Source organism: Aneurinibacillus tyrosinisolvens (assembly GCF_001015055.1).
GTDB classification, from domain to species: Bacteria; Bacillota; Bacilli; order Aneurinibacillales; family Aneurinibacillaceae; genus Aneurinibacillus_A; species Aneurinibacillus_A tyrosinisolvens.
Genome location: NZ_BBWZ01000021.1, coordinates 48,179 through 75,141 on the forward strand (window position 1 = coordinate 48,179; position 26,963 = coordinate 75,141).

A 26,963-nucleotide genomic window follows, 5' to 3' on the forward strand; every position below is an offset into this window, starting at 1 on the left:
GCGTCAATTGAATTCACTCGACGAATGCGGTCAGCTTTCGACACTTAGCGGACGGAAAAATCCCCGTTTAATCGGTCGAAAATTTCTTTTCCAAATACGCCACAAACCGTGAAATGACAAGTGTAAGCATGAGATACCCGGCTGCGATGGTCAGGTACGATTCCCAGCGCGCGAACGTCGATTTCGCTGTCGAATCCCCGGCGTACGCAAGCTCCGGAGCCGCGATAATGGCAAGAAGGGATGAATCTTTCAGGAGGGCGATGAACTCATTCCCGAGCGGCGGAATCATCCGCTTAAACGCCTGGGGAAGAATGATGCTGCGCATGGCCTGTCCATGGTCCATGCCAAGCGAACGGGCCGCTTCCATCTGTCCTTTGTCGATCGATTGAATCCCCGCGCGGAAAATCTCCGCGATATACGCGCCCGCATTGAGAGACAGCGCCACGAACCCGGAGAATATGGCGGACGGCGGCTCCGCATCAAACAGCCCCCAGATTGCCGGAATCGCTGCGAAGTGAATAATAAGAATTTGCACAAACAGCGGCGTACCGCGGAAAATTGTAACGTAAAGAATGGATGGAAACCGTGCGAGCGGATTTTTTGAGAGGCGGCCGAGACCAAACAGAAGCCCCAGAAGAGTCCCGAGGGTTACGCCGACGCTCGTAAATAAGATGGTGTAGCCGACACCCCGGATAAACATGGCGCGATATTCGTAAATGACAGCCCAGTCCCAATGCAAAAGATTCACAGCCTTTCCCGATAACGTTGTTGTCTTACTAGAATAATAGAGTACACTGGCAGACCGTTAAAGGGTGCGTGGGATTCTACTCCGCACCGCACCCTTCGCTCTGCATGACGTATTCATTATAAAGGATAAAAATACGATTGAAAAGAAATTTACGAATCCATTTATTTCCTTACTTCTGGCCGAAATATTTGTCGAAAATTTCTTTGTATTTGCCATTATCTTGAATGGTTTTCAGTCCCTTATTAATTCCATCTAAAAGCTCTTTATTGCCCTTCTTCACCATGATGCCGTATTTTTCAGGTTCAACACCTGGATCCTTAATGACTTTGAACCCTTTTTTGCCGGATGTTTTTAAGTAGTCGGTCAATACACCGTTATCGGCAACAACGGCGTCTACACGCTTCGCGTACAATTCTTCTACAGCGGAAGGCGTATCAGCAAAGCCTCTTATGTTCGGGTTGCCTTTGCCGAGGACTTTTTCAGCAAGCGCAGCACCTGTAGTTGCGCTCTGCACGCCAACACGTAGATCCTTTAAGTCCGCTGCCTTTGTTACTTTTGAACTTTCTGGAACCATGATGAGCTGGTATGCATCGAAGTATGGATCGGAGAAGTCATATTTTTGCTTGCGCTTGTCGTTAATGGTAATGGCGGAAATACCGATATCGCGCTTTCCTTTATCAATGTCTTCAAAAAGCGGGTCCCAGCCGGCATGTTCGATTTGAAGCTTCCACCCGTTCGCATCCGCAATGGCCTGAATTACGTCCATGTCAAATCCGGTTGGTTTTCCATCTGGACCTTGTTTTTCAAACGGCGGGTAAGCCGCGTCGGTTCCTACTTTAAGTACTTTCTGGTCTCCGCCTGCAGGTGCTTCCGCTTTCGTTTCCGGTTGTCCGCTCGCAGGTTTGGCGCTTTGTTTGTCACCTGTGCCGCCTCCGCATGCTGCCGCTACAATGGCGAGCATGGCAAAGAGGGCGGTAAGGAGAAATGCTTTCATCGTCTTTCTCATTTCTTTGACCCCTTCCCTTTTTGTTTATTTATATATAAGCAAAATATTTTCTTAATTATATATTAGATTTTAGGGACATGACAATGGAAATATGTGAATTGAGAGAATTTTTTTGGTACCTTTATCATGGTAATACTTTACCGCAAAAAAATATTAGGAAGCGTAAAAATCCTTTAAATATCCAAAGACCTCAATTAACAGCCACCTGCCTTTTTGCTATACTGAGTACATAAAGAGATAGTATAAAAGGACGTGTAAAAATGGCAATCGATCATGATCGTCTGTTCAAGGAATTGCTTCAAACGTTTTTTGAAGTATCAGCGGCGAATCTTGCCGATTGCTGTTTTCAGCTACGATACGGTGCGGGATGAACCTGCTGAATTTGGTATTGGGTTCTCATTCTTAGATGTATTGAACTTTAACTTCTATAAGGTTGAATTGAAAAAGCAAAACTGGCGAGACTATATCAAGCAAGATAACCCGGCGGCAGCCGCCCTTCTAAGTAAAATGGGGTACAGGAAAGATGAGCGGATTCAGGTAAAGCTAGAATTTTTAAGGATGCTGGTCCGACTGGAGTTGGACCCTGCCAGAACGAAGTTGCTTGCAGGCTTTTTTGAGACGTATTTAAGACTTGAGGATACAGAGGAGCAGGTACTCCAAATGGAGTTAAAAAAGCTAGGACAAAATGAGGAGGTACGTATTATGGAACTTACGACTTCTTGGGAAAGAAAAGGCATAATGAAAGGGAAAATCGAATCTATCGTTTTGTATCTTGGCGCACGATTCGGTGAATCATCCATAACCGCACAAGAAAAAGCAAAGCTACTGACGGATGTTGAACTTTTAAATAAGGTTTCCCTGGATGTTTTTGCTGCTGAATCGGTGGACGAGGCTCAAACTATTATTGAAGAAGCAATTATAGAGCAGGCAGACAAGAAACCCATGCAATAACATTCTCTTTTATGTTTACCAATCCGACTGAGAAATAAAAGAGCGCCTCCACCGGGAGACGCTCTATTTTCTATAATTAACCTTTTAATAGTTGAAGTACGCCTTGCGGCAGTTGGTTGGCCTGAGCGAGCATGGCGGTAGCAGACTGGTTGATGATGTTGAGTTTAGTGAACTCAGTCATTTCTTTGGCCATGTCGGCGTCGCGAATGCGTGATTCAGCTGCTGTCAGGTTTTCGTTCGCCTGTGTGATATTGTTGACGGTGTGTTCCATACGGTTCTGGTAAGCACCAAGTTTGGAGCGAACTGCAGATACTTTGTCGATAGCTGTATCAATAATGGCGATAGCATTGCTGGCAGAGGTCTCATCTGTAAGTTTGAATTTGTCGATGCCTAGCTCTTTACAGCGGATGTCCCCGATACCCAGTTCTACAATCTCACCTGCATTAGTTCCAATTTGAAAGCTTACTGATGAATCTTCCAAAGTCTGGCGAATATCTATATTCGTCGCCTTTTCACCATTCGTCAATACGCCGGTTCCAAACGTAATGCCTGTGCTTCCTAATTCCATATACTTACGATCATTATCAACAAATTGGTGTGCAATAACTTTCAAATTCTGGTCTTTCAATATAACGCTTGTACGCGGAGCCTCTTCAACCTTAAAGCTATGATACATAGCAGAAGTACCTGTTGGAAGTGCTCCTCCCCTCTTCACATAACCAGCCGCTGCATTGGAAAAATCGACAGTAAGGCCAGCACTTGTCCCCCCAGTGGCTCCAGCGCTTGAATAGGTACCCGAGGGTGTCCTTAAGTCAATTGCCTCAGCACCAAAAGGAATACCCGTTACTTTGGCAGCGCTGCTCCCAACAACACCAGCAGTTGAAACTGGCTTCACGTCCAGTGTGTATTTGGTTTGTTGTGTAAAGGCCCCGGAACCTGTAGATGTAATACCCGAACCTAACAGTTGGGTAACAGTACCTAAAGAGCTTCCCTCTCCTCCACTTAAATCAGCCTTTGACAGAAAAACATTACCGGTAGCATCAACATAGTACGTACCATCTTCTAACTTGGAGTTATCATATGGAGTTGCTGGAGCAGTTGCACCGGAAAATGCAAGTGTTGCTCCGGTTGCTACTGTTCCGGAAACCTGAGCAGTTAATTCCATCCGATAGTCTCCGGCACCTAAGCCACTATCTGGTGACAGAAGAAAGTTTTCCAGGCCTGTCTTGTACGTGTCTGTAATTCCGTCCATGTTCAAATTCCTGCTCTCTGTTACAACATTCAGTTGGTATACATCGGCAGGAAGGATGCTTGCACTGTCAACCTTAATATTCTTTAATCCATTTTCATTTTGGCTGTAATTCACATTGCCATACAAAGAGCGAAGATTGGCATTCTCAGAGAGGCTGCCATTCAATAACTTTTTGGTATTAAATTGTGTGTCATTTCCAACCCGGTCGATTTGCTGACGAAGCTGATTGATTTCGTCTTGAATCGTACTGCGATCGGAATCAGTTAGCGTTCCGTTCGCCGCCTGCACTGACAGCTCACGCATACGAGAGAGCATATCGTGAACTTCGCCGAGAGCACCTTCTGCTGTCTGGATTAAGGAAATTCCATCCTGTGCATTTCTCTCCGCCTGATTTAACCCACGAATTTGCCCTCTCATCTTTTCAGAAATAGCCAGGCCGGCCGCATCGTCAGCTGCGCGGTTAATACGCAATCCGGAAGATAACTTCTCTAAAGCTTTCCCTGTTGCCAATTGATTTTTAGTTAACTTCGAATATGCGTTCAGCGCTTGAATGTTATGGTTAATACGCATAACGTTTCACTCCCTTTTGTTTATATCATTTGCAATTTATTTTTTCAGGTGAATTTCCTGTTTCTCTTGTTCGTATTGGTAAACTTCCTGTTCCATTTCCCGCTGCTGATAAGGATTAAAGCGCGGAGCCCCCGGACGTATACCTGTGGTGCTTACCGGCATGTTTTTATCTTCTTCATTTAGAGTTCCTGCTTGAGCCTGATTCATCGCCAGGGTCCAGACTGAATCTAATTCACGTACAATGCGGCGAACTTCTTTCAGCATCTGAATGTCTTTTTTCATATTCGCCTCATGAATCTGATCGAACAGGTAACGGTAGAGTAACTCCAGCTGATCTGCCATTACTCCTGCTTCATATTTAATCCCAAAGCCCAGACGGGTCACAATATCATTACAATACTGCATCGCTCTATTCGCTTCTAAATATCGGCGCTGCGGAAGCAGCATAATAGCAGCATCCAGCTTTTGAAGAAGCTTTTTATAAAGTAAAGAAGTAATAAGTTCCGGTTTATCATGAATATCGCTTAATTCCACATTCTGCGGAGTAAGAGTGCTTTCCATCGCGATTCCTCCCTGGCTTGTCCAACCACTTTTTTCTTTGCTATTGTAAATATCGGATAGTTCGATGAAAAATTAAGCGATTTGCAACAATTTTGTTCCTCTAAAAGAGAGACTGCTATATATTGCGAATGGATTCAAGTAAATCATCAATACTTATATCATCTTCTTCACCCTGTAATAGGGGCTCTTCCTCCCAGTAAGGAGTTTGTTCAAGTTTATGAAAACCTGAAGCAGGCACAGGAGAGCCAACATTCGCACGCCGAACAAGCAGCAGCACTTCGGCCACTACCTGGTATAGCTGGGGAGGTACATTATTCCCTAAATCAAGTTCCAGTAGATTATCCAGCAGAAGAGCATCTTCCTGCAGCGGAATATCGTGTTCTTTTGCCTTGGCGATAATCTTATCCGCTATCGCTCCCCGTCCCTGTGCAACAATCGTCGGCGCCTTGTCATTCTCTTTATCATAGCGAATGACCGCAGCACGGGTTGGTACACCTTTCTTCTTTGCCGGCTGTTGAAAGTGTTTATAAATCATACGGAGTAATCGACCCCTTCCTTTGCGGTATAGCGCGCAGCATTCATCCTTGCCACTGATGTATCAACAGTCGGCAGTGTCTCCATTTCTTCCATCTGGTTCGTTCGCGTCGCCGGTTCAAACGCCACGTTACCTATACGATAGCCCAGCCCTTGCAACTGCTCTTTGAGCTGTGGAATGTAAGGGGCAAAGGCTTTTTCTATTGTTGAATCATCGTTTTGTACCCGCAATGCTACCTCGCGGTTAACAATCGTTACTGATACGCCTGTTTCGCCAAATTTTGGCGTATCCAGGAAGAAGAAAAGGTTGCAGTTTTCCCAATCCATCTGTTCCCCCTGCGAGCGCGAGTTTACATGCAGGTGAACGGCCTGTGTCCCTTCCTCCCACGGAAGTGGAAGCTGTAGCTGCAGGGACTGCATCTGACTTCCGTTATCTTGTTTTGAAAGCAGCTGCTGGCCTGTGACATGAGAAAGCGCCTGCTCCATCATTTCCCTGGCCCGTGGCGAAACGTTTCCATCCAGTCCTTCCATAAGCATGGATTTCAAATTATGCGGGGGGCTTTCCTGTTGATTCCGAGCATCGCTGCCCTGATGGGAGAAAGTTGGACGGTAGATGCCATCCTCTCTGCCTTCTCGACGGGCCAGCCAGTCAAGCGTTTCTCGTTCATGGTTCAGTCCTGTTCCTTTTATCCAATCCTGCATACCGCGGCCTGTCAGTGATCCCTCACGCCATTCCTGTCCGTATGTTTGCAGTGGATTTTGCATCGTTCCTTCTCCTGTCATCTTCGAGAAAAAGCGTTCCACCTTCATATAGGATGGCTGCCAGTTTAATTTTTCAAGATCCGCTCGGATCCCCCGGAAAACCTCCAGTGCTTCCCCCTGTTTTCCTTTCTCAAGCAGGCCTTTTACATTGTGAAGTTCGCTGCTGATACGTAACACGTCGTGTTCAAACTCCATATCCGCAAAAAGGGCAAATTCCCCCTTTGTTACCAGCCGGTTTACCATTTCAATGGTCGGTTCGATAATCCGCTGGACGTAGGAAGGGGCCTGCGGGACTTTCTGCTGTAAAAACTGGCTCATCCTATCTACATTATTCATAACTTCTTTTTTTATTTGCTTAAACTCATTGCCCACTTCACGCAAATAATCGGGGATATATTGTGACACTTTTTCAAATGAAGCGGTCTGAACAGATGTAAGCGCGGCTATCCGCTCTCCTGATTGCGTAAGCAGTTGCTCGAGCTGGTCTAATCCACCAAGGATAGCTTGATCCTTCTGCCCGGAGTCCGGGGTTTGTACAGTTTGCTCTAACTGCTGCAGCATGTGTTCCATTTTGCGTTTTTCTTCATGCGGAAGCGCCTCCCGTACAGCGGCAGACCGCAAAGAATGCGCCAGTTCCTGGACAATTTGTTCTGACGGACGAGGTATGTTAAATAGAGCTGAATGCTGTTCTCCCTCTTGCACAGACCCTAATGCTGTGATAAATTCCTGACGAGCTAATTCCACAAGGCTGCCAAGCCGTAAAAATGTTTCACTAACCGGCCGTAAAAATACCGGGCCATTCTCTTCACTCGCATCCATGCCGGGTACCGCTCTCGTTAGAGAAGCTGCGGCCCGGCTGGCGGTGATGTCTGCAACAGGCAATTTGAATAATTTTGTAAGTGTATCCATACTGCGTTCTACGATTGCTTTTGCTTCAGTATTCCTTCCTACTGCTTCATAGCTAAGCGACATGCGCAGGTCTTTTACTAAACGATTGGTTAATTCATGAACATCTGTGGCTAGAGAAGGGCTGACTTTCGCTTCCTGCATAACCTTTTCTACCGCTTCCTGAAGCTGTCCCATCTGTGCTCTACTTACTTTTCCTGACGTACGAATGGTAAGCATCAGATCAGCCAGCTTCTGCAGCCGTTCACTAAAGCTTTTCTGTACAGGAACAGATTGAGTTGTTCGAGCCGGATCAGCTTTAGATTCGGCGGGCAGTAAATCAGGTGCTTCTTTTGCCAACTCATTTAAAATCTTATCGAGAGGGGGACCATATTTAACCCGAAATACGGCCTCATATCCGCTGGGCGTTATAGAAATGTTCTTCCGTGCCATAACGGATAATACATCCAGTTTCTGCTGGATGTTTCCCTCTCCCTTTTGCATGATGTGCTGTACAGACTGCAGTGTCTCTTTTGAGACAGGAAGCCGTTCGGCTACCAATCGGCGCACCGCTTCTTTCATTTCTGCCGTTACTTTTACCCCTGCATCCCGGAGCAATTTTTCTACCTGTACGTCAGGGGATGGAGATTCTCCCGCTTTTCCATCAACCGTCTGGATTTCACGAAGCTGAAGCGTATCCCCGCTCTTGCCTGTCACCTGTACAGCTACTTTTTCTCCGCGTGGTACCCCTTTTTCAAAAGCTGCTCTATATTCCTGGCCGTTGATTTCAACGAGTGCTTCATTCGGCCCTGATTTTTGTTTGATCGAGGCGTTGACTGACTGTCCTGGAGACATATCATCTATTTTATTCAATCCTTGTAATCTGCTGCTTCCGCGCATTCCATCTGAAATTTGCATCTCACTACTTCACCCTTTCGCGCGACTTATCTACTTATAAATATCGGTAGAAATTAGAAGAAATTGCACCAAATAAAGTAAAAACCACCTTTTCCTTAATTGGGAAAAAGTGGCCCTAGCATTTACTTGGATTTTATTGTTTTATCGACAAAAAAACCTTCACTTGCGTATCCTTTTGTATTATAAGAGGTGTGCATTCTCTTTGAAGCTCTTATTTTTCGCAGTTCAGAAGCAAACGATTCTTTTTTTTGCTCCATTAGCTGTTTAATTTGTTTATCTTTCTCTATTAAAGAGGCTAAAAAAGAGTGCAGCTCTTCCTCCGCATACTCCCTCTCTGCCGCATTCACTGACCGATCTAACTCATTAACTTGCTGGATGATTTGCTCTCTTTTTTCCATATATTCATCGATGAGTTCTTCGTCTTCAGCATGCAACGCCTGCTCAAGCTCATTCGTATACAGACTAAATCTCTCTAAAAGCATTCTCTTCTGATTAACAGACATACTTATTTTTTCACCGATTTCATTGCTTCTGCCCATGTGATCGCAAACTCTTCAAAATATCCTTTTATTTCATCAAGAATAACCACGTCTTTTTTTACATTGGCTTCTATTAATCTTATTCTCATATAGTCGTACATAGATAAAAGATTGTTAGAAATAGCGTATTCCGTATTTAACGTAATAATTAACTCGCTAACAATTTCCTGGGCTTTCACGTTATATTTATGGGAATCCTGAACATTCCCTTCTTCCAGCGCTCTCTTGGCCGCATTAATAAAGCGAACGCCGCCCTTATAGAGCATTAATGTTAATTCAGCCGGTGTCGCCGTATTTACTGAGTTCTGCTGGTAGGTTTGCTGTGCATTCATGCTTTTTCTTCCCCCTGAGGTTTTTATTTACCTGTTGCTATGCAAAGAAACCATTTACTTTGCACTGCCGCCACCGCCAAATTGACCTGCTAACCACTGAGACTGGGAGTTCATTTTGCTCATCGCCTTCTCCATTGCACTAAATTTGTTCCAGTATCGATTTTCCTTATCTTTTAAGCGGACCTCCCACTTATCGATGTCAGATTGAATTCGACTAATACTTTTTCCGAGATAGCTATCGTCTGTATTAGTAAAAGTTGTGCTGCTTCCCGCTTGTTCACTAATATCTTTAATTGAATTATTAAGCTGAGTATATAACCGGTCGGCTAAACCGCTTTCGTTAAACTTTGTGGTAGCATCTGTAGAGGTACTGGACTTTGTAAACAAATCCATTACCTCCTGCGGGTTACTGCTAATCGCTCCCCTTAGTTTTTCTTCTGAAATATGAAGCTTTCCCTTCTCTTTATAGCCGCTTGTCTTGTTATTTTCGTCATACTCCCCGGCTGTAATTCCGATTTCGTCCAGTGTATCAAATTTGTTGTTAACTCCAGACCATTTGCCAGGTGATAATAAGGAAAGCCTCATTTGGTTCAAAGATTCGGAAATAATTGGGTCATGATAGAGCATCCCGCTTTTCGCTTTTGCTTCCCAGTTCTCAATATCTTTATCCTTCATTGCATCTTTTTCTTCTTTAATTAAAGGTTGAAAATCACGATATTTTTTCTCGGATATTTTAGTATTTAGCTTATCAATTACTTCATTATATTTATCTACAAACCCTTTAATAGAATCATAAATCGCATCTTCATCTGTCTTAACGCTGACCGTTGCGTAAACCGGTGGATTAGGAGAAGGGGGACTCGGTTCCTTCACCGTATACTCTACCCCATCGTACTTAAAGGTATTACTGTTAAATGAATGTTCAATTCCATTGATCCAAACTGTTACAGGTGAAACATCTAATCCCCTCATGCCAGCTAATCCAAAATCATTCACTGCACTGCTAACAGTACCCGCACTTACTCCTAATATGTTACCTCCCGGCGGCGAGCCACCGACAACAATTTTTGACGCTGCACTGGCAGTAGTAGACACCAGTGTAATCGATCTGTCGTCTGCGACGTAGTTAGCTTTGACCCCTGTAGTAAAAGAGGTTCCGTTAATTTTATCAATTACACTTTTAATCGTATCAGTAGCGTCCACATTTATGGTCGCCTGATCTGTACCATTTCCTACTGTAAAAGAAAAAGGGGTAAACCCGCCTACATCGGAGAATTTTGTGCTATCATTCGGAACAGACATGGCATGAGTAAATTTTACAGATGCAGGAATAGCGGGAGCAGCCAGTGAAGGACCTACTTCTATTAAATACGCTGAAGCGGAAGGCGTTCCTACCGTTTTCGCTGCTATCTTCGTATCATTATCAGAGGTTACTTTCTTTTTAAGGAACGTGCTCTGTAAACGCAAGCTGGAAACCGTGTCTCTTAAGCTTGCCATAAGAGTATTCATTTCCCTGTAATCATCGCGTTTCCATTCTTCCTGCTGTTTCTTTTTGTACAACTTATTTACCGGTGCTCTCTCGGCCTTCATTAAGTCTTTTACGATTGTGTCTGTATCAAGTCCGGAGGCTAAACCACTGAGACGCATAGGGCTCGACATGATAATTCCCCCTTATATTTTTTTATCGAGAAAAAATCCAACCATCTCTCTTAATTTCGCATGTAAATCTAACACATATTTAGGCGGAACTTCCTTTACTACTTCCTTTGTAATCTTGTTTTCAACAACGGCATACCATTCTCCGCTTTTTTCGTGGAATTTGAGTGTAAAGCCAGTGTTCAATCCATCAAAAATTGCGTTGGCGGACTTTTCGATTCTGTCCCGTTCTTTTTCATCTACCAGATTTCTCGTTTCCCTGGGCTCGTTATCCTGTAAGACCCCGGTTTCTTCCGGCTTTCTGTCCCTTGTTTCATTCACTGGTATTTCGCTTACTACTCTTGGTGTCGACACATTGCTGTTTACGTGTAACGGCAAATTAGTCATAAAGGATGCCTCCGATAAGATAAGTAGTTATTAGTATTTGTATCGGATATTTCAAGGTAGTTTTTAACAACGAAACTCCTTTAGCAGATTTATTAATAGGGTTATGGGCTTAATTAATAAATAATGTATGGCTGGATGTTCCGTTCTACTTCTTCTTTCCATCCAATATAGACAGGATAAAATTGCAAGCTTATTTGATGCAGTATTATATTTATGTCCCCGTCTTCATAGAAAGCAACAACATGATTAATCTCTTTGTTTAAACTATCTGACATTGCTTCGATTTGATTTTCTGGAAGTTTATTAATAAATACCTGTAAAGCATGCTCTATTGAGTAAATAGCCTCTACCACGTCGCCCATTAAAATCTTCGTTTCTTCAAGTTTTCCTTCCTCAAGAAGATTTTTAACATGAAGGAGTGCTTCGTGTGTAGTTTCCAAGAGGTCCACAATTCGCCTTATTACATCTATATATCTTTCCATGGATAGACCTTTCCTATATAAAACAGTTTGTTCATTAGTTTTTAATCAATATTGCCATGTACGCCATCGTGGTTACTTCGTTCTGCTTAAGTAAATCGTAAACTTTTTTTAAATATAACGGGTTATGTTCAACCGTTTTAGCGAAAGATTGAATAAGTTTTATAACCAGTTCAGCAGTCAACCCTTTATGAAACGCCGACATGCCAATCAGATGCATTTTTATGAGCGCGTAATGGATAACAAGCATTACATAATTATCAAACAGATTTTCGTGTCCGGTAAACGGGAAGAGGTTTTTGAACACATAGTTGACAAGGTAGTTCTCCATGATATATTCATGCTCATTCATAAAAGGCTGGTAGGTATTCATGTATGCTTGTCTATACTTTTCAGAAGTTTCCTCAACGGTTGCCTCCTTTGAGATTTCAAGGCCATGTAAGAACTGTGCAAAACACTCGAAATATCTACCGCTATTGATTCCTTGAGAGGCACGAATATCTGATAGCTCTTTTAAAAGTTTTACCTGAATGGCTACATCTACAGGAATTTTCTCAAGACTTTCCTTAAAGACTCCACCTGAGATTAAATTTGTATAAGAAGCGATGAGTTCAGGGATTTCATCCAGTTGTCCTGCCTCCATATACTCGTTTAACTTCTGATAAAACATTCCCGTTATGATTAACCGGTCAGATAATGAATACTTACGATTTTGGAGAAGCTGAATGGTAAATATCCGCAGCTCCCAGAAATACTTCTCCGCTCGATGGGCTACATTTTTGTTTGATGAACCCACCTGTCTGCTTACTATATTCCGAGCATGTATTGATTCCTCCACCTCATCAAACTCTATTCCTTCTGGATTCAAGAGTGCAAGACGTGCTGCCTGCGGACAGGACATTGTTGCAGACTTCTCCAACAGATTATTTACGATATTAGACGTTCTCGGATATGTCGTACATACATCTGAAAGATACTCTTCTCCTACCTTCAACTGGATCGTACACAGCTTTTCCTCCGTTAACATGGGGCAAGTTGAATCATTATTTAAGTTAATTTTCGCGTAATTTCCATCTGTAGGGTTGGAACGGTTCCGCTTTACCTTACTATTTAGCAAGGGTGTTAGTTCCTTATCACGAATCTTGTTGTATTTTTTGTAAGTGTTCCGATCAATATCCACACGCCAGCCGATACAACAGCTGTCTTCGCATTCAGATCCGATGCACATAAATTCGTTCATATAAGCAGGAACCAGGGCAAGCCGATTCTTCTTTGTCATAAAAGGACCTCATTTCTATTGTTACCTATACTTATAAATGGCTTCTCTTTAAAGTATCGGCATGAGTAGACTTAGAGTATAGGGGACACAAAGAAAAATGTTGCATATCAATCAAGCGAGCAATAGCATAAAACTCCTCATACAAAAAAGAGACTTCGGCCATTCCAAAGTCTCTTGTTCGAGATAACAAAGTTATTCCTTATATTTAAGGGAGCCTTCACGCACGTATTTTACGATTTTACTTACAGGTATACCGGTGGCATTAGCCACGTCTATCGCATTCGAGTGGGGGTGCTGCCGTAAATATTCCCTTGCTCTTTTGTAATCTTCACGCTCTTTCTCCTCTTCTTCAATGTAAAAGCGCTTCGAACTCTCTGTACTCATCCCCATCTCTCCTTACATTCCGTTCTGGCTACGATCTTCTTATATAAAGAATAAACCAACGAATGCGAAATGAAAAGTTTGAAATCCATTTAAGAAAGCGTTTTTCATTACCGGTGACTTTTGATTTCCTCCTCTTCTAATTTCCACTCTAGTTCCTTCACATAGAATGTTAGCTCCTCCAGTTTTTCTTTTATCTCTATTACTTCTTTAGCGAGATGTTCTTCTTCAGGCATTTCATCCTTACTCATTGATTTTGGTGCAGGAAGAAGGCCAATGAATCGAGCAAGACATATCATTGTCATGAATAACCCGATTACGGCCTGAAAAAGCAGGACTGAATGCCAATAGTTGATACTAGACAATGTTTCCGAACTAATACTGTTAGAGCCAAATCCTACCATGGTTAAAAAGCTGTACATAAACGTTCCAAATAATGTACTGGTTGCCCCTTTCGGTAAAAATGAGGGGAATATTGCGGAAATCCATAGGTATGAGGCGGCAAACCAAAATATAATTTCAGCATAGTTATGTAATAAAAGAATAACCATTCTTCGGTAGCTTTTAACAGCATAGTTTTGATTTTCATACGGATCAAAAAACAAGACATTTACTTGATAAACGATAATTTCAAACACCCGTAAAAAACCGTAAGCAAAAAACAAAACTACTGTCCATTTAGGAAGTATATGTACATATTGTGCAAAGAGAAAAAATAAAAAAGAGGCAAACGTGTGTCCCATTACCCAGTATTCAACAAACCGATAGGGGTTTTCTTGAAAATGGGGAACTTTCTTGACATATTCAAAGACAGAAATCTTGCGTAGTATCTGAAAGACTTGTTTCCAGAATGAGATAACCACAGAATATTCCTTTTCTGCTGTGTTTTCTTCTTTCAATATTATATCCCTCCCTCTATATCCCTTTTATATCTTTGTTATTTTTCTAGTGAAAAATATGTTTAAAAAAGAGACCCTGGAATATCCAGAGTCTCTCTTGTTGAGTGTGGAATTATCCACGGAGTAATTGAAGTACGCCTTGAGGCTGTTGGTTTGCTTGAGCAAGCATAGCTTGAGCAGCTTGAGCAAGAATGTTGTTCTTAGTTTGATTCATTACTTCTTTGGCCATATCTACATCACGAACACGAGATTCAGATGCAGTTAGGTTCTCAGAAGAAGTATTCAAGTTAGCGATGGTGTGCTCTAAACGGTTTTGATAAGCACCAAGCTTTGAACGTTCTTCGGATACTTTTTTAATTGCCGAATCAACTGTAGTAATCGCTGTGTTTGCAGATGATTGAGTACTTACATCTACACCAGCTTGAGCAACCGCTTGTGCAGTAACCGTACCTGCATTAGTAGTTGCAGCACTAGATGCTTGAGCATTAACAACCTGTGTTGCAGTAGCAGCACCACCTAAACTACCAAATGAAGATGAAGAAATTTTCATTGTTTGTGCTGTAGCAGCATTTCCGATTGTTACATCTTGCATATCGGAATATACAGTTGCCGCAGAACCAATATTTACAGCACCACTAGTTTGTAATTGTAGAGTATTATTTTTAGCGGCAAAGTCAACAGAAACTTGATTTCCAACAGCGGTTGTGGCAGTAAGCTGTACTGTAACACCTTTATAAACAAACTCACCACCACCAGCTACTTGTGTAGTATTAACTGCTGTCCAAGTTGTACCACCATCAGTAGAAACTTGAGCTGCAGTAGCTTGGTTACCAACGTTTACAGCAGTAACTTTAAATGTAGCGGACTCGTTTCGAGCACCAGTAAATGCGTTAGCGCCAGTAAAAGTTGCAGCTTGACCTGCTGTTTGGGTAGCAGTTGAAGCATTAGCTGTAACCACAATCTTATATGTGTCAGCTACCAGTCCACGACCTAAACCAGCATTTGTAACTCCAGCAGCAGTTAGGCCAGTTGTACTTGCATTAAATGCACCAGCAACGTTTACATTCGCAGCAACTCCAAGGCTGAATGCATCCATTGCGTTAACTGCTAATCCAATACTTTGTCCCGCATTTGCACCGATATGGAAAGTATCATTTAATCCACCGGCAAGTAGGTTTTGAGTATTGAATTCAGTTGTATTTGAGATGCGTGTAATTTCCTTTGCTAGCTGATCAACTTCAGATTGGATTTTCGAACGATCATCAGCAGTGTTTGTGTCAGTAGAAGATTGAACTGCTAGTTCGCGCATACGTTGAAGGATACTGTGGGTTTCGTTTAACGCACCTTCAGCCGTTTGAATCATAGAAATTGCATCTTGAGAGTTACGGGAAGCTTGATCCAAACCACGGATTTGGCCGCGCATTTTTTCAGAGATAGCAAGACCAGCAGCGTCATCTCCAGCACGGTTAATGCGAAGACCGGAAGACAGCTTCTCAATGGACTTGCTTGTGTTTTCGTTGTTTGTAGACAACTGACGATACGTATTAAGAGACGTAATATTGTGGTTAATTCTCATGATAATTTTCCTCCTTGAAATTTTGTTCCTCCCACGTCCCTGTGGTCGGATTCTTCTGGAATCACTACATTACACCCGTCGCGCGCCGTATGTATAGGTAATGTTCCTTACACAAGTATTATCGGTACTTCTTTCGCTTTATTTAGTATCTTGAACAAAATTTTTTAAAGAAAATAAAAAAACCCTCCAACCGGAGAGCTCTGTACCCAAACTACTCTATTCCTTTTTACCTATCTTCATCCCGGAGGTCTTACTGCCTACCTGCTTCAGCTGCGCAATATCAATTCCAGCCTGTTTTGTCCCAGCCAGGCGATTCTCCGCCTGAATCGCCTCGTACACTTCCTGCCGGTGAATCTCCACGTGGCGCGGAGCATCAATCGCAATCTTTACCTGATCGCCTTCCGTGCTAATGATTTTCACTGTAATATTGTCACCTATTACAATCGATTCGCCCTTCTTGCGTGTTAATACCAGCATCCCTACCGCCTACCTTTGCTCGTTCGCTGCCGCCTCGTCCTGCTCAGCAGTTACATTTTCATTAGTATTGTACCCGCTTTTTTCTTCACCTAAAAAAATCGGCTGGCGAACGGAATACTTGCTGTTTTCCAGCACAAGCTGAAGCCCCTTCCGGTTCGTTGTATTCACAATGACCGGAGCGGCAAGGTTTACAGTAGAATCAGTTAGCGGATCGCGGAGAACAGCAATCGAATGGCAAATAACCGCATCCCGATTCTCAATCTGAAGCTGTTCTATCACATGATCAGGAATCGTAAACTCGTAATCAGAGAATAAGGTAAATGGATCCATGAGAAAGAAATACAAATCTTCCTCAATCGAATGCAGGACAGTGAACGGGCTGTCTTCTATGGTGAGGAAAATAAAGTCCCGCTTATCCATGAACCCGGGAAGCCCCTGTTCAAAGCGGTAAACTTCATTTTCCTTGTATTCAACTTCGCCAAACAGGCTTGATGTCATCTTAAAAGACATATGGGTAAAACTCCTTTGAAGGGCTCATCGCCTCTATAATTAATAGCCGACATTCACGTTTCCTCCAACTATATTCACTTGAAGTTGGTTTTTCTGCTTTATATAGTAAGAGATTTTCCCGCGTTCATAATCATGGTGAGAAGGCGTGGACTGAACATCGATTTGAGTCCCGTTAAGCTGCCAGTCCATATTTAATTCACTTGGTGTAAAACCTATACGAAGCGAAAAGTTGCCGGGAATATTCCTATAAGCAAACTGGTAATCAGGAAAAAGCTTCTTACTCCTCGCTATACTTGTAACCACATTCCCCCGGTTTTCAATCGCCCCGAGCTGTTCCCCCTCCGCGCCCACTCTTTCGATATACTTGAGCACAGACCGCTCTCCATCCGCGGCTGCTTCCGCAATGCGGCGGGAGATTGGCTTCAAATCCATATCTGCCCAGCATTGAGTCTGATCAATCGTAAGCTGGGAAGGGGTTCGGTTTATGAACATCTCTGCTGGCTTCTGCTCTATATTTACCTGCGAATGGGCCGGCTCAAACGTATAGGAAGGCTCCTGAATATCCCAGTCCATTTTCATCCACGATTGCTGAAGTTCAACGCGTGGTAAATTCATCCTTTATCTCTCCTTAGCGAAGAAAATCAAGCAAGGTTGGCTGAATGATACGGGAACCCGATGCAAGTGCAGCACGGTGTACGTTTTCCTGGTTCTGCAGGTCAGTGATAACTTTAGCCAGATCGGCGTCTTCGCCATCGGACATAATTTTTTCCGTTCCATCATGCTGCGTATCGAGTCGATCCTGGATCATCTGAATCCGGTTCATTCGCGCACCGACCGCAGCCTGCACCTGCAGGAAGTTGTCAGTGTGGCTTTGAATGACCGTTAAATAACCAGTCAATTCTTTTCCTGATTTAGGCCGTGCAGCATCCTCTGAAGAAGTGAGGACATAGTCTGTAGAGTTTGGCTGGAACAGCTTGGTTTTTGTTGGGTTTGTTGGGTCTGCTGGATCAGGAATCGGATTCCCTTGCGCATCCGCTGCCAGTAGTTGGCCTTTATCATTCGTTATATAATTATGCTTCTTTAAAATTTGATGGGTGGGATCATTTTTATCGTAAAGTATAGCCTGTCCTGTACTTGGGTCATAGAGCGGGTTCCCCTTGCTGTCAGCTGCCAGCAGCCTTCCATACCGGTCAGTAGCATTAGGGGACGGCTTCAAATCGTTAATCATTTTATCCATTAAACCAAACAAGTCGGCTTTCCATGCATCGTTATAATTTTTTTGGTTTTCCAATTGTTCTGGTTTGGTTGGATCAGTAATGTTCATAATAGGAGCATCTGGAATGTTTCCGCTCTTCTGCTGTCCGAACAGTTGAACACCATCCACGTTAATAGACAAATAAATAGATTGTGACATCTCCAGATCAATGCTGGCGTTATTCTGATTTGTATACCCAACGGTAGGGGCGTAGGTGAGTGTATCATATTGCCCCCCCGCAGGTGTAGGGGTTCCAGGTTTCACTTCCCCATACGGAGCAGTAAGGGTGTCCGTACCACCAAATAAATACAATCCGCCTGCTGTTGTATTCGCTACCGCACCCAGGTGATCCCGCAGTTGGATGAGCTCTTCACGGATTTTTTCGCGATCCGTGGTGTCTAGTGTATCGCTTGAGGCCTGTGTCATCAATTCCTTTACACGTGAAAGGACGTCACGCGATTCATTGATGGCTGACTCAGAAGAATCCATCCAGTTTACCCCTTCATCGGTATTGCGGCGGAACTGCTCATTTTCCATCAGCGAAGTACGATAGAACATTCCTCTTACAGCAACAACCGGATCCTGCGACGGCTTAGAAATCTTCTTTCCTGTTGCAAGCATATCCTGCAGCCGATCCATTTTACTCAGGCTGTTATTTAAATTGTACATCATCGTATTGCTTAACATATTTTGCGTTACACGCATGGCTTATTCACCCCTTCCCCTATCTACCTACGAGGCCCATGCCGTTAATAACTTTATCCAGCATTTCGTCCGTGGCCGTAATCATGCGCGCTGATGCGCTGTATGCGTGCTGAAACTTAATCATATTCGACATTTCTTCATCTAGTGAGACCCCAGAAACCGATTGCCTCCGATTTTCCACCTGGCCGGTCAGCACTTCCGCATTGCCTTTCAGACGCTGCGCTTCCTGTGTTTCAATACCTAACTTTGAAATTGTATAGCGGGTAAAATCATCGAAGTTAGATGCTTCACTGGTCCCAAGAAATTGGATTTTAGTGAATTTTAACTTACCAATTTCAGAAGCGTTGGAACCGTCTCCCTCGAAGGAGGGCGCGTTCCCGTCCTTCCCTTTCCAGTTATACTCTTTGCCTGCGGCAATTTTGCTAAGCGAATCAATAATCGCAGGATTCACTTGCATATCGGAGGCATCCTCAGGCGGATTAGCCGGATTTTTCTTGCTAACGAAAAATGGAATATCCCCCTTTTTCGGGAGTGCGTTTACGTCTCCGCCATTTTTCAATGTATCACGATACTGTTGAACCATATCCAAATCGATACCGCTTCGGTGGACTTCATTTATCTTCTCTGCAATGTGCGTAGAAAGGGTATTCATCCGGTTCAAGTAAGAAGGAATAATCACGTCGCGGGAAGCAACCAGCCCGGCCATTTCTCCGGAATCAAACGCAACAGGTGTTCCGCCGATTGTAATTTGTGGTTTCCCATTCTGTGCTGCGCTCACTACGTCTGCGCCTACTGTGGCTGCAACAAGCGGAATCGCTGTCTTGGTTGCTGTTCCATTCGCGTCCACGGTAACACTGTTAACAAAAACGTCAACCATTCCTTTTCCTTCCGCTGAAGGACTTACCGTGACATCTGCCATCTTAGAGAGCTTGTCAATCAGAAGGTCACGCTGGTCGTACAGATCATTTGGCGTGTAGCCGTGCGGCACGATTTCTCCAATTTGCTTGTTCAAATCAGCAATTTGTTTCGCCATCGAATTCATCTCGCTCGTTTTTACACCAACAATCGTGTCGACGTCTTTGGAAAGCTGTGTCAGTGAACGGCTCATAAAATCAAATGTATCAGCTACGGCAATCCCGCGCTGGCGTACGACTTCACGGGTAGATAGATTTTCGGGGTGAAGGGTTAAATCCTGCCATGACTGCCAGAACTTATCGAGTGTGTTTTGCAGCCCGGTATCGGACGGCTCGTTCATAATGACTTCTATTTTTTCCAGCGTATCGGTTTTGGCTTCCCATTCCCCAAGATTTTTGTTTTCTCCACGGAACTGAAGATCAAGGAAATCCTCTCGCAAGCGCTCCAAAGACTGCACAGTTACCCCGGTTCCCAGCTGTCCCGGCGATTTATCATTAGTAAGGCTTGGATAAGGAATCGGAGAGCTGGCCTGCAGGTTCACCCGCTGCCGGGTAAACCCTTCTGTATTTGCATTGGCTATGTTATGACCGGTTGTATATAATGCGGATTGCTGTGCAAAAATCCCCCGCTTTCCAATCTCTAATCCTGAAAAGGTGGATGGCATAGTGTTCTCCCTCTTCCTATTACATTTTTTCTACCTATCTATTTATGTTCCTACGCTTTGCTATCAAAGTAGCTTTTCGTTGCTTTTGTATATGGATTCACAGGCCCTGCTGTTGTTTTCTTGTACGTATACGGATCCTCTGGCGGAGCCGTCAATTCTTCAAGCGAATGATTCACGAAAGCTAGAGACTGCTCTATTAACTGCTGATTGAGTTGATTCGCGTCCTTCAGCTCTTTCAGCATATTCCCCAGTACATTCTGACAGCGGACAAGCGATTTCTTCGCTTCCGTATCCCCTGCCATCTCAATCAAATCGCTAATATAGCACGTCTCCTTGCGAATGCCCCGTCTCATTAAATAGAGCGAGATATGCTTCTCCCGCTCTAACTCAAGTGACTGTATGGCGTTAATCGAACGGGACTCGAACTGGAGAATCCGGGCTAAATCATCAATGGCTCCGGTAATCAAGATCTCTTTCTTCTGCCGGGCCAGCTTCAGCATTTTCTCGTGTTCGGCAATCAGCAGTTCCAGAATTTCAATAATTTCATACATTTCACTCATGGTTACACCACCCGTACATCATTACTACAATCCTCGTTCAATCAGTTTCTCTGCAAGCAGCTTCGCATCCACGTGGTATGTGCCTGCCTGTACCTGCTCCTTCAGCTTTGCGATCCGCTCCGCCCGTTCCGCCTCTGTCTCTTTCGAACGCTGCAATTCCATTGCTTCCGGGGAGATTTCCACCTGATCGCGCCCGGCCGCTTTCTGCTTTACTTCTTCCTGCTTCATATTCTGCTGCTGGTATGGATTGAGCGGGTTCACTTGATTTGGCCGTTCAATTCTCATCTTGTCTCACCTCACCTTTCATCTTATCGATGCTTTATTATTCTTTCCGTTTTATCATCCGTTTTACACAGAAGAGCATTTCCTCTGTCTTGCCGGTTTTCGTGAAAATGAAAAAGCCGACTACTTATTATTTAAGTAATCGGCATTGTTTCGTTATTTTTTTAGCTTTTTTTGCCTATTCATCATGTGAGACACGATAAAAGGCGCCTTTTTCTTTTCCTTCTTCCCGCAGGGCCTCTCTTCGCTGCTCGTCCTCGTGCAGGTGGCCAATTTGTTTCTTAATATTGTCTGAGCACTTCCCGCACAGGGTGCCTTCCCGAATCGTAGTTCCGCAGGATTTGCAGAAATATCCCATATTCGGGTTGTTGTCAACAGAAAGCCTTTTTTCTATAATAAACCTGGCAATTTGCTTAGTAGGAACACCGGTTGCTTCGCTCAACTCCTGAATATTACAGGATCGATTTTCCTTTTTACGCAGGTATTTATAGCATTTCTCATATTCCTCATCAATGGCCTTTACACAATTCGGGCAAACCGGCTGCCGAATTTTCTTGAAAAGGTTGCCGCAGCGCGGGCAGTTTTCTACGTTGAGTGACATGGTCTCGTCCTCCCCCTCAACCTGAGTCTGTTTTGTTTTCTATTGTATCGTAAAAAACCATAAAAAAAAGACCTGTTTTTACTAAACAGGCCGATAATTGTGTGAACTTCCTATTTTACTGCTGCTTTTGCTGCTTCAATGGCTTTTTCGTAATCCGGATGGTTTGTTGCTTCCGGTACGTATTCAACATATGTAACTTTGTTATCTGCATCTAGTACGAAAATCGCACGAGCGAGCAAACGCATTTCCTTAATTGCTACGCCGAATGCTTGTCCAAAGGAAAGATCACGGTGGTCAGACAGCATTTTTACTTTATCGATGCCTGCCGCTCCGCACCAGCGAGCTTGTGCAAACGGAAGGTCTACGCTTACCGTTAAGATTTCTACGTTATCAAGGTCTGCTGCTGCTTCGTTGAAGCGACGAGTTTGTGCATCGCATACGCCTGTATCAATAGAAGGAACAACGCTGATAAGGCGAACTTTGCCTTTTCCATCGTTAAGAGAGTAAGGAGCAAGTCCAGCCGCGAGTGCAGTGAAATCAGGAGCGGTGTCGCCTACTTTTACTTCTGGTCCAAGCAGTGTAACCGGGTTACTTTTAAATGTGATTGCGCCTTGTCTTTCCTGTGCCATGAATGATCCCTCCATATGGTAGTGAATAATCTCCTTCTTTATTGTAGTGTAGTGCACGTACAATTACAATATTATCATGATGTTAATAGATTGGGAGTGTGTATTTAATAGAAAATAGTCCGGTTATCGACAAATCAATAACCGGACCCAAATTTAGCGTAATTAATCAATTCTTTTTAAGTTTCTTAACTTCTTTAAGGGAAAGGCCAGAGTAATTTGCTACCTGCTCAATCGGCATACCATCCGCTAGCATTTTTAACGCGATAGCCCGCTTTTCTTCAATCCTGCCTTCCTCTTTACCTTCCTCCTTACCTTTCTCAATCCCTTCCTCATATCGCTGCTGTTGCCTTCGCTCATTCTCTTTAATCGCAGAAAGCTGATCCATCAACGCTTTATGACACGCTTCATACTCCCGGATCGCTTCCGGATCACGGCCCAAGGCTTCCCGCTTCTCCATCGCTTCCTGCAATGCCGAATTATCCATTGCCCGCACCTCCCAGCCTTTAACAACTACCTTTGTTGTTACCTATCCAAATCTATAATTATTGTAGTTCCCGTTCTATTTTATAAACATCTTCCAAGGCTAGCCCGGTGTATTCCGCTACTTCTCTGGCTTCTACTCCTCTCCGAAGGAGTTTGCGGGCAATGTCAAATGACTTTCGTCTTTCTCCTTCTTCAATGCCTTTCTCAATGCCTTTCTCAATGCCTTCCTCAATCCCCTCCTCATACCGCAGCTGTTGCCTCCGCTCATTCTCTTTAATGGCAGAAAGCTGATCCATCAATGCTTTGTGACGCGCCTCATACTCCCGGATCGCTTCCGGATCCCGGCTCAAATCTTCCCACTTATCCATTGCTTCCTGCAATGCTGGATTATCCATTGCCCGCACCTCCAATTCTTTACGAATATTTTCATCGTCGCCCGCTTCCAAAAGCAGCAGCCATTCCACAAGTTCATCCTGTCCCATGCCAATCCGCCTTTCCCGCCACAAACGAACCAGCTTCGGCATCTCTACCAGGTGCAGTTCGATCGTATCATCCCACAAAAATCCCGCTTCCCGTTCGCGTAAATCAAAAGCAAGGTGGTAACGTTCCGAGTAGTAAGGAAAAAGTAAAAACCCGGTAATATTAATGGAAATGGTACGCGGCAAATCAGCATAGTTTCCGCTTTTCTGAAATCCCTCCATGTACGTTCTTCCCCAGTAATACAGCGACCTCTTTTGTAAATTATGCTCATTAGCCAGTTGAATCTCGATATTCACCTTGCTTCCATCATCCAGCCGAGCGTGCAAATCAAGAATGGCGTTCTTATCCTCCACATACTCCCGGCCCAGTTCTTTATCCAGAATGGTTACGCTCGTAATCCGCTTTTCCGGAGCCGGCTTCAACATCGCGTTAAGAAACGCCATCAAGATGCGCTCATTCTCCTGCGAGCCGAACAGCCTTTTGAAGGCAAAATCAACGTACAGCTTCATCCACTTTGTTTCCACCCGACCACCTCTTTTCTTTCATTATAGCACGGTATGCTCCTGTCTCATAAGCAAAGCAGGTCAGAGTTACATAACTAAAGCCACGATTAATAAGCCAAAAGAAGAGATTTCCTTTAACAATAAAATAACCCCCTTGCGGATAGTAAGGGGGCTGGCCAGGCTGCCGGGAACGTTCCGGCAGCTTTTTTTATTATCGTCATCGTTTAATGCCTGCTTCGCCGCTTGATTTTTCCATATCCGTTAGAGTTCGTTCTCGGAGGCGAGCTAATACTCGGCCGTTTGTTATTATACGGCGAATAGTAGGGATCTCCCTGGCTGCTTCCATCCCCGGAATTTCCCCGAATGATTTTCGCCTTCTTTTCCGATGATGAACCGCTGGAAGTGCCATTGCTTGTTGAAGGCGTGTTCCCTCTTCTAATAATGGAACCTTTGTTTTGGACGGTGACCGGGGGCGCCATTTTTTTATCCGCTGCAGTCGGGGTGTGGTAGCTTCCCTGCGGCCTGTAATGGTCCCTGTCCCCATACCCGCGGTAATCATGGCCGCTGCCGTAGTGTTTGTTATACTGGTAATCTCGAAATAAATCAAACACACTGTTTAGAATTTGCGCGGCGATAAATCCCTGTAAGAAAGACGGGCTATAATTCTGCCTTACAAATTCTTTATTATCGATTTCGATTAACGTATCTTCCGGCTTCTTCGGGTCCTTCTGCAAATGGTACAATTCATCCGGGTAGACGATAAACATTCGTTCCGTATCTTCTTTGGATACTTGTTCCGGGCTTCGGTTGTCCGTGATTTCCTTTGCGGTATCCGGCACGGTCTGGTTTGCTGCACGGTATACATAAGAGGTCTGATTTCCATTATTTATCACCGATTCGAGCGGATACGTATTCTTTACGTCAGATGAATCTGCACATCCGCTAAGAACGGTTAAGAATAGAAGAAGGGCCAGCCCTATTTTTAATGGAACAGAAAAAACTCGCTTCAATTCCTTCACGCCCCCTACGTACCGCGTACGATTTGAACATCGGCAGAAGGTATGCTTTCACCCTCATACATCATAAAGCGGCCATCCTGCCATTCAATCCGGAGAAGCTTGCGGTGATCCGATTGAAATTGCCATACGTGCTGGTCGCCCCCGGCGGAAAAAGCAGTTTTCCCCGATACGTCTACGCGGCCGCTATAATTCTCCTCTAAGTAATATTCCACGCCGTCAAGGTCGATCGTTGTCGGTACTTCATCAAAAGAATCAAGCCGGCCATCAATCGGCTCATACAAGGAAAACACGAGCTTTTCGCGGCTCTCAATATGCAGGTAGCGTATGTCGCTCCCATCCTGCAGCGTAATCATTCGCTCGTTTCGCCCCTGATTTCTCAAACGCCCTACGACCTCGTAGCTTACGAGCGATACATCAACGATGTCCCCTTCTCTCAGATCGAAAACAGTTCGCTGCGGCTTCTCCGGTTCAGGCTTTGCCATTATGTTTTTTATTCGATCAAACAATCCCATAACATGCCTCCCTCCTGTATCAGTATAAAAGAAAATCCCATGCCAGATAAACACAGGATTTTCTTTCTACGATTACTTTTGATGTTTGTTCATCAGTGCTGCCAGTTCGTCTTCAATGTCTTTATCCTTGTTTAGTGCTGCGAATTCTTCGTCTAACGATTTTTCTTTGGCCGAAAGCTCATTTGACGCTTCTGCCTCCCCCTCCATCTGAAGGACCTTGTCTTCCATTCGCTTTAACCCTGCCATGGCTGTGTCCGAGTTAAACCCTGCCATCGCTTTGTTGATGTTGGTCTGGGCTTTTGCTGCATTTGCGCGTGCCACCAGTGTTTCACGCTTATTCTTCATTTCTGTAACTTGTTTTCTCATTTCCGCTAATTTCGTGCGAAGCTGATCTGCAGCCGCCTTATTCTGTTCATACCCCGTTTTATATTCATCCATCTTCTGCTGGGCTGCTTTTTTATCTTCTAATGCGCGGCGGGCCAGATCTATTTTTTCTGCCTGTACGGCTGCTTCTGCCTGTTCAGCGCGTCTCTGCACTAATGCTTCCTGTTCCTCGAACAAAGCTTTGAATTTCTTCTCGATTGCGATTTGAGCCGCAACTGCTTTTTCTGCTTCTTCTAAGTCATCCGCCATGTCACGCAAATATTGGTCCAGCATTTTTATCGGATCCTCTGCTTTCTCTATCAGCGAATATACGTTGGATAAAGTAAGGTCTCGTAAACGTTTAAACAATGACATGAAGTCATTCCTCCTCAGATATAAAAACCAGTGTTTTGTTTCTCACATTAATGATATACGAAAAGTTTATGTAAGAGTTTCACCCTTTATAAAAGTTTCTTAACTCAAACGGATACCAGAGCAGGTGGAATAGCATATGCACGAGAATGGCAGCGATAATCCCCTGGTGCCAGAAGAGCCAGCCGCAAATAAAACGACCAGCACGGTGTGGACGAGGATGTTTATATAGACAGGAGGCATGTCTTCCGCTCCCGCGTTGTCTTTTGCCGCTTTCAGTTCTGCCGGAGCCATTGCAATAATTCCGGGGATCCCTATGCCGACCATTCCGATAAAAAGCATCCAATCAAACATATGCCTCAATCCTCTTCCTTAGAAAATTAAACCGACCGTTCGTTCTAATAAATGAACAAAAAAATTTAACCTGTGCCCCGGCTGCTGATGCCATGCAGGAAAATCGAAATGGCTTTCCGGTACAGCTCTCTCATTCTTGCAAAGTCCATCTCATATTGTGTATTTCCTAAGCCGCCCAGTAATCCCATAAGGATATACTTTACATCCTCGACTGACTCCTGTTTAAATTCGCCGTTGGCCATTCCTTCTGCCAGAATCGTTTCGTAGATTTGGTACGGGAGCCGCATAAGCCGCAGCAGTTCCTGCAGCACTTCGGCATCGGCGGCCTGGCTGCCGACGAACTCTTCCCCTGCTTTCATGAGCGGGTTCTGGAAATCATCCGCGAAGTGCTCCGCCAGCCCATACAGCTTTTCCGAGCTTGTTGTGTACTGCTGTGATTTTCTTGCCCAGTCATCTATCCAGTCTTGCTGGCTTTGTTCCATTAAATAGAGGAACAGCCCTTCTATGTTTTTGAAGTGATAGTAGATACTGCCCTTGCTGCGGCGGAAAAGAGTTGCCTTATAT

Annotated in this window: 32 protein-coding genes; 1 reads left to right on the forward strand and 31 read right to left on the reverse strand. The window is 44.1% G+C overall.

From position 1 onward, the window contains the following. Window positions 1–67: 67 nt before the first annotated feature. Window positions 68–700, reverse strand: coding sequence for an amino acid ABC transporter permease (locus tag MBEAL2_RS17345; protein ID WP_047153562.1), 633 nt, complete (start codon window positions 698–700; stop codon window positions 68–70). A gap of 217 nt (window positions 701–917) precedes the next feature. Then, window positions 918–1,754: a basic amino acid ABC transporter substrate-binding protein gene (locus MBEAL2_RS17350; RefSeq protein WP_047153532.1), complete on the reverse strand. Its 837-nt coding sequence runs from the start codon at window positions 1,752–1,754 to the stop codon at window positions 918–920. Window positions 1,755–2,192: 438 nt separating this feature from the next. Between MBEAL2_RS17350 and MBEAL2_RS17355 the strand changes: the two genes are divergently transcribed. Continuing rightward, window positions 2,193–2,705, forward strand: coding sequence for a hypothetical protein (locus MBEAL2_RS17355; protein WP_152667827.1), 513 nt, complete (start codon window positions 2,193–2,195; stop codon window positions 2,703–2,705). 76 nt (window positions 2,706–2,781) lie between these two features. On the opposite strand, the gene MBEAL2_RS17360 is transcribed toward MBEAL2_RS17355, so the two are convergent. From MBEAL2_RS17360 to MBEAL2_RS17505, 29 genes are all read right to left on the reverse strand, one after another. Beyond that, window positions 2,782–4,527 carry a flagellin N-terminal helical domain-containing protein gene (locus MBEAL2_RS17360; RefSeq protein ID WP_047153533.1) on the reverse strand — a complete coding sequence of 582 codons (1,746 nt, stop codon included), beginning with the start codon at window positions 4,525–4,527 and terminating at the stop codon, window positions 2,782–2,784. A gap of 36 nt (window positions 4,528–4,563) precedes the next feature. After that, window positions 4,564–5,088 carry a flagellar protein FliS gene (locus tag MBEAL2_RS17365; protein WP_052947789.1) on the reverse strand — a complete coding sequence of 175 codons (525 nt, stop codon included), beginning with the start codon at window positions 5,086–5,088 and terminating at the stop codon, window positions 4,564–4,566. 115 nt (window positions 5,089–5,203) lie between these two features. Continuing rightward, window positions 5,204–5,623 (reverse strand): EscU/YscU/HrcU family type III secretion system export apparatus switch protein, encoded by a 420-nt coding sequence (locus MBEAL2_RS17370; protein WP_082129999.1) that lies wholly within the window; start codon window positions 5,621–5,623, stop codon window positions 5,204–5,206. Continuing rightward, window positions 5,620–8,187: a hypothetical protein gene (locus MBEAL2_RS17375; RefSeq protein WP_047153534.1), complete on the reverse strand. Its 2,568-nt coding sequence runs from the start codon at window positions 8,185–8,187 to the stop codon at window positions 5,620–5,622. Before MBEAL2_RS17375 ends, MBEAL2_RS17370 begins: the two co-directional genes overlap by 4 nt. Before the next feature lie 122 nt (window positions 8,188–8,309). Beyond that, complete coding sequence (locus tag MBEAL2_RS17380; protein WP_047153535.1) at window positions 8,310–8,726, reverse strand: flagellar protein FliT; 417 nt, start codon at window positions 8,724–8,726, stop codon at window positions 8,310–8,312. Then, on the reverse strand, window positions 8,693–9,058 hold the full coding sequence (gene fliS, locus MBEAL2_RS17385; protein WP_047153536.1) for a flagellar export chaperone FliS: 366 nt from the start codon (window positions 9,056–9,058) through the stop codon (window positions 8,693–8,695). The genes MBEAL2_RS17380 and fliS overlap by 34 nt, the downstream gene beginning before the upstream one ends. 54 nt (window positions 9,059–9,112) lie before the next feature. After that, window positions 9,113–10,717, reverse strand: a complete 1,605-nt coding sequence (gene fliD / locus MBEAL2_RS17390) for a flagellar filament capping protein FliD (RefSeq protein WP_047153537.1) — start codon at window positions 10,715–10,717, stop codon at window positions 9,113–9,115. 12 nt (window positions 10,718–10,729) lie between these two features. After that, window positions 10,730–11,101 carry a flagellar protein FlaG gene (locus tag MBEAL2_RS17395; RefSeq protein ID WP_047153538.1) on the reverse strand — a complete coding sequence of 124 codons (372 nt, stop codon included), beginning with the start codon at window positions 11,099–11,101 and terminating at the stop codon, window positions 10,730–10,732. Between the two features lie 113 nt (window positions 11,102–11,214). Then, window positions 11,215–11,583: a DUF8042 domain-containing protein gene (locus MBEAL2_RS17400; RefSeq protein ID WP_047153539.1), complete on the reverse strand. Its 369-nt coding sequence runs from the start codon at window positions 11,581–11,583 to the stop codon at window positions 11,215–11,217. Between the two features lie 34 nt (window positions 11,584–11,617). Beyond that, window positions 11,618–12,859 carry a flagellin lysine-N-methylase gene (fliB, locus tag MBEAL2_RS17405; protein ID WP_047153540.1) on the reverse strand — a complete coding sequence of 414 codons (1,242 nt, stop codon included), beginning with the start codon at window positions 12,857–12,859 and terminating at the stop codon, window positions 11,618–11,620. 192 nt (window positions 12,860–13,051) lie between these two features. Beyond that, window positions 13,052–13,243: a hypothetical protein gene (locus tag MBEAL2_RS17410; protein WP_047153541.1), complete on the reverse strand. Its 192-nt coding sequence runs from the start codon at window positions 13,241–13,243 to the stop codon at window positions 13,052–13,054. A 107-nt stretch (window positions 13,244–13,350) separates the two neighbouring features. Continuing rightward, entirely contained in the window at window positions 13,351–14,139 is a 789-nt protein-coding gene (locus MBEAL2_RS17415) for a hypothetical protein (RefSeq protein WP_052947790.1), read from the reverse strand. Between the two features lie 112 nt (window positions 14,140–14,251). Further along, window positions 14,252–15,715 carry a flagellin N-terminal helical domain-containing protein gene (locus MBEAL2_RS17420; protein WP_047153542.1) on the reverse strand — a complete coding sequence of 488 codons (1,464 nt, stop codon included), beginning with the start codon at window positions 15,713–15,715 and terminating at the stop codon, window positions 14,252–14,254. Window positions 15,716–15,931: 216 nt separating this feature from the next. Further along, the gene (gene csrA / locus MBEAL2_RS17425) at window positions 15,932–16,192 is read right to left on the reverse strand and encodes a carbon storage regulator CsrA (RefSeq protein WP_047153543.1); all 261 of its coding nucleotides are present in this window, start codon (window positions 16,190–16,192) and stop codon (window positions 15,932–15,934) included. Window positions 16,193–16,201: 9 nt separating this feature from the next. Continuing rightward, entirely contained in the window at window positions 16,202–16,702 is a 501-nt protein-coding gene (gene fliW / locus MBEAL2_RS17430) for a flagellar assembly protein FliW (protein WP_052947791.1), read from the reverse strand. Between the two features lie 39 nt (window positions 16,703–16,741). After that, window positions 16,742–17,317, reverse strand: coding sequence for a DUF6470 family protein (locus MBEAL2_RS17435; RefSeq protein WP_047153544.1), 576 nt, complete (start codon window positions 17,315–17,317; stop codon window positions 16,742–16,744). Between the two features lie 13 nt (window positions 17,318–17,330). Then, the gene (gene flgL / locus MBEAL2_RS29420) at window positions 17,331–18,662 is read right to left on the reverse strand and encodes a flagellar hook-associated protein FlgL (RefSeq protein WP_052947792.1); all 1,332 of its coding nucleotides are present in this window, start codon (window positions 18,660–18,662) and stop codon (window positions 17,331–17,333) included. A 19-nt stretch (window positions 18,663–18,681) separates the two neighbouring features. Further along, window positions 18,682–20,241: a flagellar hook-associated protein FlgK gene (gene flgK / locus MBEAL2_RS17450; protein WP_047153545.1), complete on the reverse strand. Its 1,560-nt coding sequence runs from the start codon at window positions 20,239–20,241 to the stop codon at window positions 18,682–18,684. Between the two features lie 50 nt (window positions 20,242–20,291). Then, window positions 20,292–20,801, reverse strand: a complete 510-nt coding sequence (locus MBEAL2_RS17455; protein ID WP_047153546.1) for a flagellar protein FlgN — start codon at window positions 20,799–20,801, stop codon at window positions 20,292–20,294. Window positions 20,802–20,825: 24 nt separating this feature from the next. Further along, window positions 20,826–21,086: a flagellar biosynthesis anti-sigma factor FlgM gene (flgM, locus tag MBEAL2_RS17460; RefSeq protein ID WP_047153547.1), complete on the reverse strand. Its 261-nt coding sequence runs from the start codon at window positions 21,084–21,086 to the stop codon at window positions 20,826–20,828. A 175-nt stretch (window positions 21,087–21,261) separates the two neighbouring features. Continuing rightward, window positions 21,262–21,684, reverse strand: a complete 423-nt coding sequence (locus tag MBEAL2_RS17465; protein ID WP_047153548.1) for a TIGR03826 family flagellar region protein — start codon at window positions 21,682–21,684, stop codon at window positions 21,262–21,264. A gap of 110 nt (window positions 21,685–21,794) precedes the next feature. After that, window positions 21,795–22,313 (reverse strand): thiol peroxidase, encoded by a 519-nt coding sequence (gene tpx, locus MBEAL2_RS17470; RefSeq protein ID WP_047153549.1) that lies wholly within the window; start codon window positions 22,311–22,313, stop codon window positions 21,795–21,797. A 166-nt stretch (window positions 22,314–22,479) separates the two neighbouring features. Beyond that, window positions 22,480–22,797 (reverse strand): Rpn/YhgA-type helix-turn-helix domain-containing protein, encoded by a 318-nt coding sequence (locus MBEAL2_RS17475; protein ID WP_047153550.1) that lies wholly within the window; start codon window positions 22,795–22,797, stop codon window positions 22,480–22,482. A gap of 58 nt (window positions 22,798–22,855) precedes the next feature. Continuing rightward, window positions 22,856–23,800: an Rpn family recombination-promoting nuclease/putative transposase gene (locus MBEAL2_RS17480; protein ID WP_052947793.1), complete on the reverse strand. Its 945-nt coding sequence runs from the start codon at window positions 23,798–23,800 to the stop codon at window positions 22,856–22,858. Between the two features lie 203 nt (window positions 23,801–24,003). Next, entirely contained in the window at window positions 24,004–24,789 is a 786-nt protein-coding gene (locus MBEAL2_RS17485; protein ID WP_047153551.1) for a DUF4247 domain-containing protein, read from the reverse strand. A gap of 14 nt (window positions 24,790–24,803) precedes the next feature. After that, window positions 24,804–25,310, reverse strand: coding sequence for a DUF4178 domain-containing protein (locus tag MBEAL2_RS17490; RefSeq protein WP_047153552.1), 507 nt, complete (start codon window positions 25,308–25,310; stop codon window positions 24,804–24,806). Window positions 25,311–25,382: 72 nt separating this feature from the next. Continuing rightward, on the reverse strand, window positions 25,383–26,048 hold the full coding sequence (locus MBEAL2_RS17495) for a PspA/IM30 family protein (RefSeq protein WP_047153553.1): 666 nt from the start codon (window positions 26,046–26,048) through the stop codon (window positions 25,383–25,385). 99 nt (window positions 26,049–26,147) lie between these two features. Continuing rightward, on the reverse strand, window positions 26,148–26,408 hold the full coding sequence (locus MBEAL2_RS31835; protein WP_161798227.1) for a hypothetical protein: 261 nt from the start codon (window positions 26,406–26,408) through the stop codon (window positions 26,148–26,150). A 56-nt stretch (window positions 26,409–26,464) separates the two neighbouring features. Next, window positions 26,465–26,963, reverse strand: a 499-nt coding sequence (locus MBEAL2_RS17505; RefSeq protein ID WP_047153571.1) for a TetR family transcriptional regulator C-terminal domain-containing protein, incomplete at its 5' end; no start/stop codon positions are given.